Annotated in this window: 13 protein-coding genes; 7 read left to right on the top strand and 6 right to left on the bottom strand. The window is 67.6% G+C overall.

The features are described from left to right. Positions 1–14 precede the first annotated feature (14 nt). Genes AC5Y7E_RS23805 through mqo form a run of 5 tightly spaced genes read right to left on the bottom strand, consistent with a single transcriptional unit; the run spans position 15 to position 5,847 of the window. Entirely contained in the window at positions 15–1,412 is a 1,398-nt protein-coding gene (locus tag AC5Y7E_RS23805; RefSeq protein ID WP_499919263.1) for a cobyrinic acid a,c-diamide synthase CobB, read from the bottom strand. Further along, positions 1,409–2,023, bottom strand: a complete 615-nt coding sequence (cobO, locus tag AC5Y7E_RS23800) for a cob(I)yrinic acid a,c-diamide adenosyltransferase (protein ID WP_499919261.1) — start codon at positions 2,021–2,023, stop codon at positions 1,409–1,411. Before cobO ends, AC5Y7E_RS23805 begins: the two co-directional genes overlap by 4 nt. A gap of 19 nt (positions 2,024–2,042) precedes the next feature. After that, complete coding sequence (locus tag AC5Y7E_RS23795) at positions 2,043–3,884, bottom strand: magnesium chelatase subunit D family protein (protein ID WP_499919259.1); 1,842 nt, start codon at positions 3,882–3,884, stop codon at positions 2,043–2,045. Then, positions 3,881–4,351, bottom strand: a complete 471-nt coding sequence (locus AC5Y7E_RS23790) for a GNAT family N-acetyltransferase (protein ID WP_499919258.1) — start codon at positions 4,349–4,351, stop codon at positions 3,881–3,883. The genes AC5Y7E_RS23795 and AC5Y7E_RS23790 overlap by 4 nt, the downstream gene beginning before the upstream one ends. Next, entirely contained in the window at positions 4,348–5,847 is a 1,500-nt protein-coding gene (gene mqo / locus AC5Y7E_RS23785; RefSeq protein WP_499950925.1) for a malate dehydrogenase (quinone), read from the bottom strand. The genes AC5Y7E_RS23790 and mqo overlap by 4 nt, the downstream gene beginning before the upstream one ends. A 135-nt stretch (positions 5,848–5,982) precedes the next feature. On the opposite strand from mqo, the gene AC5Y7E_RS23780 reads away from it, so the two are divergent. Both AC5Y7E_RS23780 and mtr read left to right on the top strand, forming a co-directional pair. Further along, positions 5,983–6,999, top strand: coding sequence for an alpha/beta hydrolase (locus AC5Y7E_RS23780; RefSeq protein ID WP_499919815.1), 1,017 nt, complete (start codon positions 5,983–5,985; stop codon positions 6,997–6,999). Positions 7,000–7,003: 4 nt separating this feature from the next. Further along, positions 7,004–8,383, top strand: a complete 1,380-nt coding sequence (mtr, locus tag AC5Y7E_RS23775; RefSeq protein WP_499919251.1) for a mycothione reductase — start codon at positions 7,004–7,006, stop codon at positions 8,381–8,383. On the opposite strand, the gene AC5Y7E_RS23770 is transcribed toward mtr, so the two are convergent. Then, positions 8,380–8,874, bottom strand: coding sequence for a Fur family transcriptional regulator (locus tag AC5Y7E_RS23770; RefSeq protein WP_499919247.1), 495 nt, complete (start codon positions 8,872–8,874; stop codon positions 8,380–8,382). The genes mtr and AC5Y7E_RS23770 overlap by 4 nt on opposite strands. A 157-nt stretch (positions 8,875–9,031) precedes the next feature. Between AC5Y7E_RS23770 and nicT the strand changes: the two genes are divergently transcribed. From nicT to AC5Y7E_RS23745, 5 genes are all read left to right on the top strand, one after another. Then, positions 9,032–10,144 carry a Nickel transporter NicT gene (gene nicT / locus AC5Y7E_RS23765; protein WP_499919244.1) on the top strand — a complete coding sequence of 371 codons (1,113 nt, stop codon included), beginning with the start codon at positions 9,032–9,034 and terminating at the stop codon, positions 10,142–10,144. A gap of 102 nt (positions 10,145–10,246) precedes the next feature. After that, on the top strand, positions 10,247–10,582 hold the full coding sequence (locus AC5Y7E_RS23760; protein WP_499919242.1) for a hydrogenase maturation nickel metallochaperone HypA: 336 nt from the start codon (positions 10,247–10,249) through the stop codon (positions 10,580–10,582). Positions 10,583–10,594: 12 nt separating this feature from the next. Further along, positions 10,595–11,368 carry a hydrogenase nickel incorporation protein HypB gene (gene hypB / locus AC5Y7E_RS23755; RefSeq protein ID WP_499919240.1) on the top strand — a complete coding sequence of 258 codons (774 nt, stop codon included), beginning with the start codon at positions 10,595–10,597 and terminating at the stop codon, positions 11,366–11,368. A gap of 268 nt (positions 11,369–11,636) precedes the next feature. Next, positions 11,637–12,692, top strand: coding sequence for an NADH-quinone oxidoreductase subunit B family protein (locus AC5Y7E_RS23750; RefSeq protein ID WP_499919236.1), 1,056 nt, complete (start codon positions 11,637–11,639; stop codon positions 12,690–12,692). A gap of 97 nt (positions 12,693–12,789) precedes the next feature. Beyond that, complete coding sequence (locus AC5Y7E_RS23745) at positions 12,790–14,589, top strand: nickel-dependent hydrogenase large subunit (protein WP_499919233.1); 1,800 nt, start codon at positions 12,790–12,792, stop codon at positions 14,587–14,589. Positions 14,590–14,593: the final 4 nt, after the last annotated feature.

Below are 14,593 nucleotides of genomic sequence, written 5' to 3'. Positions count from 1 at the left end.
TCGCCACCATCGATCTAGTGGCGATCGCGAGCGCGGCGAAGCCGGGCGCTCGCGTGTGCGACGAAGCGCGCCACCGCCTCCGGCGCGGCGGCCGGATGGGTGTGCAGATATGACGCGTGCACACCGGCGTGCACGACGCCGTCGCGCACGGGACCGTCCTGCCGATCGGCATCATGGGTCCGGTACATCCAGGCGGGCTGGTAGTCGCCGGTGAAAGTGACTGTGGTCCGGTGGAATTCATGCCCCACCGCACGCTGGCCGGCTGTGTACAACGACGAATCCGCGACGGCGACGGCGTCGCGATACGCCAGGGACAGGTGCGGCGTGAATTGCGCCTGCCCCGCCAGCACACCGCACATCGGATGGCCGTCGAGCTCGGAGACCAGGTAGATCAGCCCGGCGCACTCGGCGTGTATCGGCGCCCCGGCGGCGGCCAGTTCGTTGATCTGCCGGCGCACCCCCTCATTGGCCGAGAGCTCCGCGGTGAACTGTTCGGGAAAACCGCCGGGCAGCAGCACCGCGTCGGTGCCGTCGGGCAGGGCGTCGGCGAGCGGGTCGAATTCGGCGACGTCGGCGCCAGCGGCCGCCAGCAGCTCCGCGTGTTCGGCGTAGCCGAAACTGAATGCCTTGCCGGCCGCCACCGCGACAGTGGCGCACCCTCCGGGCGTCTCCCCCACCGCCGCCACGGGATCCCAGGGCGGCTGCGCGACTCGGGCGCCGGCGACCGCGACGATGGCCGGCACATCGACGTGGCGGGCGACCAGGGCGGTCATCGCCGCCACCGCCAACCGTGCGCGCTTCCCGTACTCCAGGGCCGTGACCAGACCCAAATACCTTGTCGGCAACTCTATTTCGGCCACCCGGGGGATGGCGCCCAGCACCGCAACCCCGGCCTGCTCGCAGGCCTGCCGCAGCACCTGCTCGTGCCGCGGCGATCCGACCCGGTTCAGGATCACACCGGCGACGCGGGTCGCGGTGTCGTAGGTCGAAAAGCCGTGCAGCAGGGCGGCGATGCTCTGACTCTGCCCGCGCGCATCGACAACCAGGATCACGGACGCGCCCAGCAGCGCGGCGACGTGGGCCGTCGATCCCGGCGCGGGGGTGGTGGCGGTGGACCCGATCCGGCCGTCGAACAGCCCCATCACTCCTTCGACCACGGCGATGTCCGCACCATGCGCACCGTGGGCGTAGAGCGGGCCAATCAGGTGCTCCCCCACCAGGATCGGGTCGAGGTTGCGGCCCGGCCGGCCGGCGGCAAGGCCGTGGTAGCCGGGGTCGATGAAGTCCGGGCCGACCTTGAACGGCGCCACGGCGTGGCCCGCGCGCCGCAGGGCGCCGATCAAACCCGTTGCCACCGTGGTCTTTCCGCTGCCGGACGCGGGAGCGGCGATGACGACGGCGGGAACACTCACCACTCGATGCCCTTCTGCCCCTTACGCCCGGTGTCCATCGGGTGCTTGACCTTGGCCATCTCGGTCACCAGGTCGGCCGCGTCGATCAGGCGCTGCGGCGCGTCGCGTCCGGTGATGACCACGTGCTGATGTCCGGGCCGGCTGGCCAACGTCCCCACCACTTCGTCGACGTCCACCCAACCCCACTTGAGCGGATAGGTGAACTCGTCCAGGACGTAGAAGTCGTGACGCTGATCGGCCAGCCGGCGCGCGATCTCCGCCCAGCCGTCGGCCGCCGCCGCCGCGTGGTCGACGTCGCTGCCCGCCTTACGTGTCCAAGACCAGCCCGCGCCCATCTTGTGCCATTCGACGGGCCCGCCGACCTGATGCTGGTCGTGCAGCCGGCCCAGCTGGGCGAAGACCGCCTCCTCGCCCACCTTCCACTTGGCGCTTTTGACGAACTGGAACACCGCGACGGACATTCCGGCATTCCAGGCCCGCAGCGCCATGCCGAATGCCGCCGTGGACTTTCCCTTGCCGGCGCCGGTGTGCACGGCCAGCACCGGCGTGTGACGGCGCGCCCGCGTGGTCAGGCCGTCGTCGGGAACCTGCAATGGAACGCCTTGTGGCATCAGCGTTTACCTTTCCGGTTCAGGCCGCGTCGCGCACCGCACGCGTCAGGGAATCCGCGTGCAGGTGCTCGAGCCGGACGGCCGGCGCGCCGAGTTGGCGGGCCAGTTGCTCGGCCAGGCCCAGCCGCACGAAAGACGTCTCGCAGTCGACGACCACCGCGGCGGCGCCTTCGGCGGCCAACCGGGCCGCCGCGGTTCGGGTGCGGCCCAAGGGATCCGGACCGGCGGTGGCCCGGCCGTCGGTCAGCACCACCACCAGCGAGCGCCGCGCGCGGTCACGCGCCTTCTCTCGGACGATCAGCTCACGCGCGGCCAGCAGCCCTTCGGCCAGTGGTGTCTTGCCACCCGTGTCGAACCGGGCCAGTCGCCGCCCGGCGATGTGCGCCGACGAGGTCGGCGGCAACAACAGCCGGGCCCCCTGTTGGCGGAAGGTGATCACGGCAACCTTGTCGCGACGCTCATACGCGTCGCGCAGCAGCGACAGCGTGGCGCCGCTGACCGCCGCCATGCGGTCGCGCGCGGCCATCGAACCCGAGGCGTCCACGACGAAGATCACCAAATTGCCTTCGCGCCCCTCGCGCACGGCGCGGCGCACATCATCCGGCCGCGGCCGTAGCGGTCCGGCGCCGGCGCGCTCGGCGGCCGTGAGCAGGGTGGCGAACAGGTGCAGTCCATGCCCGGCGCAACTCGGGTCGTCCGCGCCGGCGGCGGCGATGACGCTGCCACTGGCGTTGCGGGCGCGCGACCGCCGTCCGGGCGCCCCCTCCCCCACACCCGGGACCCGCAGCGCGCGGGTGCGGAAGGTTTTCGACGGGGGCGCGCTGGGCCTGGTCTTCGGCTGCTGCGGCTTGGCGTTCTCCGGTGTATTCTGTTGCGGCACATCGTGTTCCGAATTGACCGACTGGCCGCCGCCGGGCGGGTCGGGATCGGGGTCAGGCTCGGAACTGGCTTGCGCCAGGGCCTCGTCGAGCTGGTCGCGGTCGATGCCCGGATCGTCGAACGGGTCGCGACGGCGCCGATGCGGCAGCGCCAGCTCGGCGGCTACCCGGATGTCGGACTCCTCGACCGTGTGCGCGCCGCGCCAGGCCGCGTGCGCGACGGCGGTGCGGGCCACCACCAGGTCGGCGCGCATGCCGTCGACGTCGAACGCCGCGCACAGCGCCGCGATGCGCCGTAATTCGTTGTCAGGCAACACCACATCGTCGACGAGTGCGCGCGCCGCAGCGATCCGCCGGGCCAGCTCGGCGTCGGCGTCGGCATAACGCTCGGCGAAGCCGTCCGGGTCGGCCTCGTAGGCCATCCGCTGCCGGATGACCTGTACGCGCACGTCGACGTCGCGCGAGGCGTGGACGTCGACGGTGAGCCCGAACCGGTCCAGCAGTTGCGGACGCAGTTCGCCCTCCTCGGGATTCATGGTGCCGATCAACACGAACCGGGACTCGTGCGAATGCGAGACGCCGTCGCGTTCGATGTGCACCCGTCCCATCGCCGCGGCGTCGAGCAGCACATCGACCAAATGATCGTGCAGCAGGTTGACCTCGTCGACGTAGAGCACGCCGCCGTGCGCGCGGGCGAGCAGGCCCGGCGAGAACGCGTGCTCGCCGTCGCGCAGCACCCGCTGCAAATCCAGCGAGCCGATCACCCGGTCTTCGGTTGCCCCGAGCGGCATTTCGACCAGGCCGGCGTCGCTGCCGGTGGCCTCGGACAGCAACGCCGCAAGGCCGCGCACGGCCGTCGACTTGGCGGTGCCCTTCTCACCGCGGATGAGCGCGCCACCGATCTCCGGGCGCACGGCGCACAGCAGCAGGGCCAGGCGCAGCTGGTCGTGCCCGACGATCGCGCTGAACGGGTAGGGCTTCACGGCTTCACCGCCAACCCCGAGCCACGCCGCAGCATGGGCACGTGCGGAACGCCGTCGTCGAGGAAATCGTCACCGTCGCGGACGAATCCATGCTGGGCGTACATGTCCGTCAGGTAGGCCTGCGCATTGATGCGGCACGGGTAGTCACCCACCTCGGCCAGCGCCGCGCGCAGCAGCCGGGTGGTGTGCCCCTGACCGCGCGCGTTGCGCTTGGTGCACAGCCGCCCGATCCGGAACGCCTTCTCGCCCCCGGCGTGCTCCTCCATCAGCCGCAGCGTGGAGATCACCTCGCCGTCCGGCGTTTCCAGCCAGAAGTGCCGGGTTTCGGCGAGCAGGTCGCGCCCGTCCAGCTCCGGGTACGGGATCGCCTGCTCGACGACGAACACCTCCACCCTGAGCCTGAGCAGTTCGTAAAGTGTCTGGGCGTCAAGGTCTTTGGCCCAAATACGTCGCAGCGCTTCTGTCACCGGCTCCGCTCCTCATCGCCCAGCCCCAGCACCTTCGTTCCCCAGGAGAAAACCTCGTCGTACAGCGCCGGCTCATCCGACAGCGTCGCTCCCAGCGACGGAACCATCTCCTTGAGCGCGGGTAGCCACGATTGAAAACGGTTGGCGAAGCAGCGTTCCAGCACGCCGAGCATGATCGGCACCGCCGTCGACGCTCCCGGGGAACCGCCGAGTAACCCAGCGATGCTTCCGTCGGCGGCGCCCACCACGGTGGTGTCGAAGTCGAGCACCCCGCCCTTGCGCTTATCCCGCCGGATCACCTGCACCCGCTGACCGGCCACCGTCAGCTCCCAGTCCGAAGCGACTGCGGTCGGGGCGAATTCGCGCAGCATGCGCAGCCGGTCCGGTTGCGAAAGTCGCAGCTGGCCGAGCAGATATCTGACCAGCGTCCGCTGGCTGATGCCGACACCGAGCAGTGACGCCAGGTTGTCCGGCTGCACCGAGCGGGGCAGATCGGTGAAGTGGCCGTGCTTCAAGAACTTCGGTGACCACCCGGCGTAGGGGCCGAACACCAGCCACGGCTTGCCGTTGACGTAGCGCAGGTCCAGATGCAGCGCCCCCAGCGGCGGGGCACCCGGCGCGGGCACGCCGTAGACCTTGGCCCGGTGCGCGGCGGTGAGCGCCGGGTTTCCGGCGCGCAGGAATCGGCCGCCGATCGGGAACCCGGCGAAACCCCTGACCTCGGCTATTCCGGACCTCTGCAATAGCGGCAGCGCATCACCGCCGGCCCCGACGAAGACGAATTTGGCGTTCAGACGGTGATTTTCACCGGTGCGCCGGTTGCGGACCGACAGCGTCCATGTGCCGCTGGACTGGCGCGACAGGTTGCGGACCTCGTGGCCGAACAGCGCGGTCGCGCCGCCGCGCACGCAAAAGCCGACGAGTTGTCTTGACAGCGCGCCGAAGTCGACGTCGGTGCCGTTGGGCGCCCAGTTGAGCGCCGTCGGTTCGGCGAAGTCGCGTCCGGCCGCCATCAGCGGTAACCGGCGAGCGAATTCGGCCGGGTCGTCGATCAATTCGACGCCGGCGAACAGCGGGTTGGGCGCCAAGGCCCGCGCTCGGCGCCGTAGATAGTCGACGTGCCGCGCGCCGCGCACGAAGCTCGCATGCGGGACGGCGGTGAGGAAACGTCGATCGGTCAAGATCGCGTTCTCGATTGCATAGGCCCAGAACTGGCGGGTCACCTGGAATTGCTCGTTGATGCGCACCGCTTTGCCGATGTCGATCGAGCCGTCGGCCCGCTGCGGGGTGTAGTTCAGCTCGCACAGCGCCGAATGCCCGGTGCCGGCGTTGTTCCACGGGCTGCTGCTCTCGGCGGCGACGGCATCCAGACGCTCCACGAAGGCCATGGACCAATCCGGCTGCAGCCGGCGCAGCAACGCCCCCAGCGTCGCGCTCATGATGCCCGCGCCTACCAGCACGACGTCGGTGGACGTGGTTCTGGCTAGCGCTGACACCGGCTTGCTGGTCCTTCCCTCGACTGGGCCGATCCCCAGGTTATCCCGAGGCAAATGGGCCGCGGGCGCCGTGCGCCGCCCCGCACCCAGCAAAAGCTCTAAGCTGGCCTCGTGACTGGCAGGGCGGCCCGCGAAGTGACCGGCTGGGTGCCCGATGTCCTTCCGGGTTATCAGCAGCGCACCATCGCGCTCGGGTCCGATCCGGCCGGTGAGGGCGACATCGTCGCGACGCTGATACGCCGCGGACCCGAACCGCGGCAGGCGGGCCGCCCGACAGCGCACGCGGTGCTGGCGGTGCACGGCTACACCGATTACTTCTTCCATACCGAGCTGGCCGATCATTTCGCGGCCCGCGGCTTCGCCTTCTACGCGCTGGACCTCCACAAGTGCGGCCGGTCGCGGCGCGACGGCCAGACGCCGCACTTCATCACCGACCTCACCAACTACGAGGCCGAACTCGATCAGGCGCTGGCCGGCATCGCGGGGCACGACCGGGTGCTGCTGTACGCGCATTCCGCGGGCGGGCTCATCGTGTCGCTGTGGCTGGACCGGTTGCGCCGGCGCGACCCGGCCGGGCACGCCCGCGTCGGCGGCCTGGTCCTCAACAGCCCGTTCCTGGACCTGCCGGGCCCGCCCATCCTGCGGCATTCGGTGACGGTGGCGCTGATCGCCGGCCTGTCCCGGGTGCGGTCCAAGGGCGTGGCCCGGTCTCCGGGTCAGGGCGGTTACGGCGCCACCCTGCACCGCGACTACGGCGGCGACTTCGACTACAACCTGCAATGGAAACCGGTGGGCGGCTTCCCCATCACGTTTGGCTGGCTGCACGCCATCCGACGCGGCCAGGCCCGGCTGCACCGCGGCCTCGACGTCGGGGTGCCCAACCTGATCCTGCGATCGGATCACAGCGTGCACGAAAGCACCGATTCCGCGTCCATGCGATGCGGCGACGCGGTTCTCGACGTCACCCAGATCGCCCGCTGGGCGGGCTGCGTCGGCAACCGCACCGCTGTGGTCCCGGTGGCCGACGCCAAGCACGACGTGTTCTTGTCGTTGCCCGGGCCGCGCGCAGTCGCCTATCGGGAACTGGATCTGTGGCTGGACGGCTATCTGCGCGCTGACCACGATGCCACGGCGTCGCTGCGAAAGGGGTGACGGCTTGGAGACCTACGACGTCGCGATCATCGGGACCGGTTCTGGCAACAGCATTCTCGATGACCGCTTCGACGACAAGCGGGTGGCGATCTGCGAAGAGGGCACCTTCGGTGGCACGTGTCTGAACGTCGGGTGCATCCCGACCAAGATGTTCGTCTACGCCGCCGAGGTCGCCCAGACGGTCCGGGATGCGGCGCGCTTCGGCATCGACGCTCGCATCGACCGGGTGCGCTGGGACGACATCGTGTCGCGCGTCTTCGGGCGCATCGATCCGATCGGGTTCGGCGGTGAGGACTATCGCTGCGCGGCACCCAACGTCGATGTGTACAAGCAGCACACCCGCTTCGGTCCGGTCCAGTCCGACGGACGCTTCCTGTTGCGCACGGATGGGGGCGACGAGTTCACAGCCGATCAGGTGGTGATCGCCGCGGGGGGGCGGGCCGTGGTTCCCCCGGCGATCCTCGAGTGCGGCGCCCGGTACCACACCAGCGACACGATCATGCGAATCCCCGAGCTGCCGGAGCATCTGATGATCGTCGGAGGCGGATTCGTCGCGGCCGAATTCGCCCACATCTTCTCCTCGCTGGGCTCGCGCGTCACCCTGGTGGTCCGGGGCTCCACACTGCTGCGACATCTCGACGACGTCGTCAGCGAGCGCTTCACGCGAATCGCGTCGAGCAAGTGGGAACTGCACACCCACCGCAACGTCGTGGGCGCCGAAAACCACGGTTCGGGCGTCGCGGTGCAACTCGACGACGGCCGCACCGTGCACGCGGACGCGTTGCTGGTGGCGACCGGCCGGGTGTCCAACGCCGATCAACTCGACCTCGAGCAGGCCGGCGTCGCCGTCGAGGACGGCCTGGTGGCCGTCGATCAATACCAGCGGACCACGGCGCGTGGGGTTTTCGCGCTCGGCGACGTCTCCTCGCCGTATGAGCTCAAACACGTGGCCAACCACGAAGCGCGCGTCGTGCAGCACAACCTGTTGTGCGACTGGGACGACACCGAGGCGATGGCCGTCACCGACCATCGCTTCGTGCCCTCGGCGGTGTTCACCGATCCGCAGGTCGCCTCCGTCGGCCTGACCGAAAACGAAGCCATCGCACAGGGTTTCAAGGTGTCGGTCAAGGTCCAGGACTACGGCGACGTCGCCTACGGCTGGGCGTCGGAGGACACCACCGGGATCGTCAAGCTCGTCGCCGAGCGCGGCACCGGGCGGCTGCTGGGCGCGCACATCATGGGGCAGCAGGCGTCATCGATCATCCAGCCGTTGATCCAGGCGATGAGCTTCGGGCTGACCGCGCCGCAGATGGCCCGCGGGCAGTACTGGATCCACCCGGCGCTGCCCGAAGTGGTGGAGAACGCGCTACTGGGTTTGGCCTAGCGCCGGCGCGGTCGCGCGGCGGGCCTGTCGTCGTCCTGGCATTGCGGACACAGGCCGTGCAGCGTCAGCCCGGCGGCGTCCGACAGCGCGAAGGAACTGCCCGCGATCGCGTGTTCGAGCGCCGAACTCAGCTGACGGGCGGGCACTTCGATGATGGTGCCGCAGTTGGTACATACCGCGTGATGGTGCGGCACGGTGGCCAGCCCGTAGGTCGTCACGCCGCCGCCGATTGTCAACGCGTGCAGCACGCCCTGATCGACGAGCGTGGTCACCGTGCGGTAGACGGTCGCCACGTCGGGCGGGTGGGCCTCGGACGGCAGGCACTCTCGCATCCGCCGGTAGATCTCGGCGACGGGCAGGTGACCGTTGACCGGCTCGAGCACCGCCAGCACCTGGATGCGGGACGCCATTCGCCGCAGCCCACGGGCGCGCAGAAGATCGCCGATCCTCTCGGTGACCGACGCATCCAGTGCCGAGGGCTTGGGCGCCACCGCTTCAGTGTCGCGCCCGGGCGGGCGGATCGCCAGTCTTCGTCGCAATCCAGGCTCCGCGATTCCTGCAACTCACTTGCATCTGGAAAGCCGTGGAACTTACAGTCGTGCCGGTTGTTCTCAGCCGATACCGCAAGGACGCGCCGGAAGGACCCCAGTGGCCAGTACCCAGATCGACTGGCGGCCGTCACGGACGACCAGGCTTCTCGGCGCCCTGACGCCGGCGCAGTGGTGGCGACTGGCATCGATGCTGGCGGTGATCGTCGCGCTGCACCTGCTCGGCTGGTTCACCATGATGTTCTTCGTGGCGCCGGCCCAATACAGTCTGGGCGGCAAGGCATTTGGCGTCGGTATCGGCTTGACGGCCTACACCCTGGGCATGCGTCACGCCTTTGACGCCGACCACATCGCCGCCATCGACAACACCACCCGCAAGCTGATGAACGACGGGCAACGCCCGCTGGCCGTCGGCTTCTTCTTTTCGCTGGGCCACTCCACGGTGGTGTTCGGGCTGGCGGTGCTGCTGGCGTGTGGAGTCAGGACGGTCGTCGGACCGGTCAGCGACGACTCCTCGACGCTGCATCACTACACCGGGCTGATCGGCACGAGCGTCTCGGGCGTGTTCCTGTACGCCATCGCGCTTCTCAACGTCATCGTCCTGGTCGGCATACTGCGCGTCTTCGCGCGGTTACGCCGGGGCGAATTCGATCCCGACGCCGACGCGGCCGAACTGGAGCGGCATTTGGACAGCCGTGGGCTGATGAACCGGTTGCTCGGTCGCTTCACCAAGTCGATCACCAGGTCCTGGCACTGCTATCCCGTCGGCTTGTTGTTCGGGCTCGGGTTCGACACCGCCACCGAGATCGCACTACTGGTGCTGGCCGGCACCAGCGCAGCCGCCGGACTGCCGTGGTACGCCATCATGTGTCTGCCGGTGCTGTTCACCGCGGGCATGTGCCTGCTGGACACCATCGACGGCTCGTTCATGAATTTCGCCTACGGATGGGCTTTTTCCAACCCCGTGCGCAAGATCTACTACAACATCACCATCACCGCGCTGTCGGTGGCGGTCGCGTGGGTGATCGGCAGCATCGAACTCCTCATCCTGTTCGCCGACCAGTTCGGTTGGCGCGGGCCGTTCTGGAGTTGGATCGGTGGGCTGGACCTCAACGCGATCGGTTACTTCGTCGTCGGCATGTTCGTCCTCACGTGGGCGGTGGCTCTGCTCGTCTGGCGCTACGGGCGCATCGAGGAGAAGTGGACGGTCTGAACCGAACGAGCCAAGGCCGACCACCGACCGCCGTTCGGGTGTAGAACAGTGCTCATGGGCTCGTTGGCCTGCGCCCAGCTCGCGGATCGGCGGTAACCGGCGGTGCACGAGCTGTCGCTGTGCGAGGCGATCGCCGGTGTGGTCAAGGATCACGCCGACGGTCGCCACGTCGACGTGGTGCGGGTGCGGGTGGGCGCGCTGCGGCAGGTGGTGCCGGAGTCGCTGTCATTCTGCTGGACGCTGGTCCGCGACGCCGAGGACATGCCGGACGCCGAACTGGAACTCGAGTGCGTCGGCGCCGAAGTCAAGTGCCGTGCGTGCGGCGGGCAATCCGAGATCACCTCGCCGTGGTCGATCTGGTGTCCCCGGTGTGACAGTTCCGACGTCGAGGTGCTGCAGGGCAACGAATTCCTGGTGACGTCGCTAGATGTCTCGTGAAAGGCGTTGACGATGGGTAGATTTCATCGGCACGACGATGGAACGGTGCACACCCACGAACACGATCACGTTCCGCACGATCACGATCACGGCGATCACAGCCGCTATCGGACCGGCAGTCAGCGCATCGACGTGCTGGAGGCGATCTTCGCCGAGAACGACGCGCTCGCCGATGCCAACCGGACGGCCTTCGAGAGCAACGGGGTGCGCACCCTCAACCTGATGAGCTCTCCGGGATCGGGCAAGACCACGATCCTGCAGGCAACGCTCGACCAACTCGCCGGCGAACTCGCGCTCGGGGTGATCGAGGGTGATATCGCCACCGACCTGGATGCGGCAAAGCTCAGCGGCCGCGGCGCCCAGGTGTCACTGCTCAATACCAGCAACGGATTTGGCGGCGAATGCCACCTCGACGCGCCCATGGTCAGCCGGGCGCTGCCCGGCCTCGACCTCGCCGCGCTGGACCTGGTGATCATCGAGAACGTCGGAAATCTCGTCTGTCCGGCGGAGTTCGATGTCGGCGAGCACGCCAAGGCCATGGTCTATTCGGTGACCGAGGGCGAAGACAAGCCGCTGAAATACCCGGTGATGTTCCGGTCGGTGGACGTGGTGCTGCTCAATAAAATCGACTTGGTGCCCCACCTCGACGTGGATGTCGACACCTACATCGCCCATGTCCGGGAAGTGAATGCCGCAGCGACGATTTTGCCGGTCAGCGCGCGCACCGGCGATGGCATGGGTGCCTGGTTCGGCTGGCTGCGGCGCTTCGCCACCGACGCGCCCTGACCGGCGCGCGGGGACCCCCGCCGGCGGCCGTCCTCCTGCGAAACATTCGCAGGATGGCCGGCCCTCCGATGATGCGCTGCAGTCGACGGGTTACTTAGGCGTGCAATGACTTTCGATGCTATACAACACATGTTTACTTAGTTGCTGATGCCGAACCATTGACAACGCTCGGCAGCGGGAGTAGACCCGGAAATTAGCGCTGCGCAAGTGGGCCGACGGTCGACTCCGGCGGCGCAGGAGCCCCAGCCCGGCTCCGGAAAGCTGCATCATGCCAACTGAAGCAGCAGTCAAGGCAGAACAAACATTGATCCATGTTCTATGGATCAATGCGGGCCTCAGTTGTGACGGTGATTCGGTGGCGTTGACTGCTGCCACCCAGCCGAGCGTCGAGGAAATCGCTTTGGGGGCCTTGCCCGGACTCCCCCAAGTCGCCGTGCACTGGCCCCTGATCGACTTCGAATGCGGACCCAACGGAGGGGCGGACGACTTCCTGGAGTGGTTCTTCAAAGCCGACCGAGGCGAGTTGGAGCCCTTCGTGCTCGTCGTCGAAGGATCCATCCCGAACGAGAAGATCAAAAACGAAGGCTACTGGTGCGGCTTCGGCAACGACCCCGCCACCGGACAGCCGATGACCACCAGTGAGTGGCTCGACCGGTTGGCGCCCAAGGCCACCGCCATCGTGGCGGTCGGGACCTGCGCCACCTACGGGGGAATCCACGCGATGGCCGGCAACCCGACCGGAGCGATGGGCGTGCCGGACTACCTCGGTTGGGACTGGAAGAGCAAGGCCGGCATTCCGATCGTCTGCGTGCCCGGCTGCCCGATCCATCCCGACAATTTGTCGGAGACGCTGACCTACCTGCTCTACATGGCGACCGGTCAGGCGCCGATGATCCCGCTCGACGACGCGCTTCGTCCGCAATGGCTGTTCGGCAAGACCGTGCACGAGGGTTGCGACCGGGCCGGCTACTACGAGCAGGGCGACTTCGCGACCGAGTATGGATCGCCGAAATGCATTGTGAAGCTGGGCTGTTGGGGTCCAGTTGTCAAATGCAATGTGCCCAAGCGGGGGTGGATCAACGGCGTCGGGGGCTGCCCCAACGTCGGTGGAATCTGCATCGGTTGCACGATGCCGGGCTTCCCGGACAAGTTCATGCCGTTCATGGACGAGCCACCGGGCGGCAAGATCTCGAGCACCGCATCGGGTCTGTACGGAGCCGTGATTCGCAGTCTGAGGGGTATCACGGAACGCACCGTCGACAAAGAGCCGCGGTGGCGCCATAACGGTGACCAGCTCACCACTGGAGCGCGCCGCACCTGGTAGGTCACCTACCCGGTCGGCGCGCTCTTCTTTACTCGAAGCCGAGCCGTCGCCGCATCAGCCAACGCTGACGGCAGCCAAAGCGGGAAGAAGTAGCGCGATGACAACCATCATTCCTGAACCCACCCACGCCAAGCGGGAGCCCGGCCAACTGGTCGACATGGCCTGGGATCCGATCACCAGGATCGTGGGCAGCCTGGGCATCTACACCAAGATCGACTTCGAGAACCGAGAAGTCGTCGAGTGTCACAGCACCTCGTCGATCTTCCGCGGCTACTCAATATTCATGAAGGGCAAGGATCCCCGAGACGCCCACTTCATCACCAGCCGCATCTGCGGCATCTGCGGCGACAACCACGCCACCTGTTCGTGCTACACGCAGAACATGGCCTACGGCGTCAAGCCGCCGCATCTGGGTGAGTGGATCGTCAACCTCGGCGAGGCCGCGGAATACATGTTCGACCACAACATCTTCCAGGAAAACCTGGTGGGCGTGGACTTCTGCGAGAAGATGGTCTCCGAGACCAACCCGAGCGTGCTTTCCCTGGCCGAGAAAACCCCGGCGCCGCACGCCGACGCACACGGGTACTCCACGATCGCCGACATCATGCGCTCGCTCAACCCGTTCAGCGGCGAGTTCTACCGCGAGGCGCTCGTGGTCAGCCGCTGGACACGAGAGATGTTCTGCCTCATGGAGGGTCGCCACGTGCACCCGTCCACGCTGTACCCCGGCGGGGTCGGCACCGTCGCGACCGTCCAGCTGATGACCGACTACATGACGCGGCTGATGCGCTACGTCGAGTTCATGAAGAAGGTCGTGCCCATGCACGACGACCTGTTCGACTTCTTCTACACCGCACTGCCCGGTTACGAGAACGTCGGGCTGCGCCGCACCCTGCTCGGCTGCTGGGGTTCCTTCCAGGATCCCGAGGTGTGCAACTTCGAATACAAGGACATGGAGCGCTGGGGTAACGCGATGTTCGTCACCCCGGGCGTGGTGGTCGACGGCAAGCTGGTCACCCACTCGCTGGTGGACATCAACCTCGGCATCCGAATCCTTTTGGGCAGTTCGTATTACGATGACTGGACCGATCAGGAGATGTTCGTCAAGACCGACCCGCTGGGCAACCCGGTGGACCGGCGCCACCCGTGGAATCAGCACACCAACCCGCACCCGCAAAAGCGGGACTTAGAGGGCGGCAAGTACAGCTGGGTGATGTCACCGCGCTGGTTCGACGGCAAGGACCACCTGGCGCTGGACACCGGCGGCGGACCGCTGGCCCGGCTGTGGGCGACGGCGCTGGCCGGCCTGGTCGACATCGGCTACGTGCAGGCGACCGGCAGCAGTGTCAAGATCAACCTGCCCAAGACGGCCCTGAAGGGACCCGTCGAATTGGAGTGGAAGATCCCGAAGTACGGCAGCAACACGATCGAGCGCGACCGGGCGCGCACCTACTTCCAGGCCTACGCGGCGGCGTGCGGTTTGTACTTCGCCGAGAAGGCGCTCGAGGAGATCCGCGCCGGGCGCACCAAGACGTGGGAGCGCTTCGAGGTGCCCGACGAGGCCATCGGATGCGGCTTCACCGAGGCGGTGCGCGGTGTGCTCAGCCACCACATGGTGATCCGGGACGGCAAGATCGCCAACTATCACCCGTACCCGCCCACCCCGTGGAATGCCAACCCGCGCGACAGTTATGGCACGCCGGGTCCGTACGAGGACGCGGTGCAGGGGCAGCCGATCTTCGAGGAGAACGGCCGCGACAACTTCAAGGGAATCGACGTGATGCGCACGGTGCGCAGCTTCGATCCATGCCTGCCGTGTGGCGTGCACATGTACCTGGGTAAGGGCAAGACCCTGGACAGACTGCACACGCCAACCCAGTCACCCGTCGGGGAGTGACGAT

It is taken from the genome of Mycobacterium sp. NGS17 (genome assembly GCF_059813205.1).
This window is presented reverse-complemented; position numbering and strand designations above follow the sequence as displayed.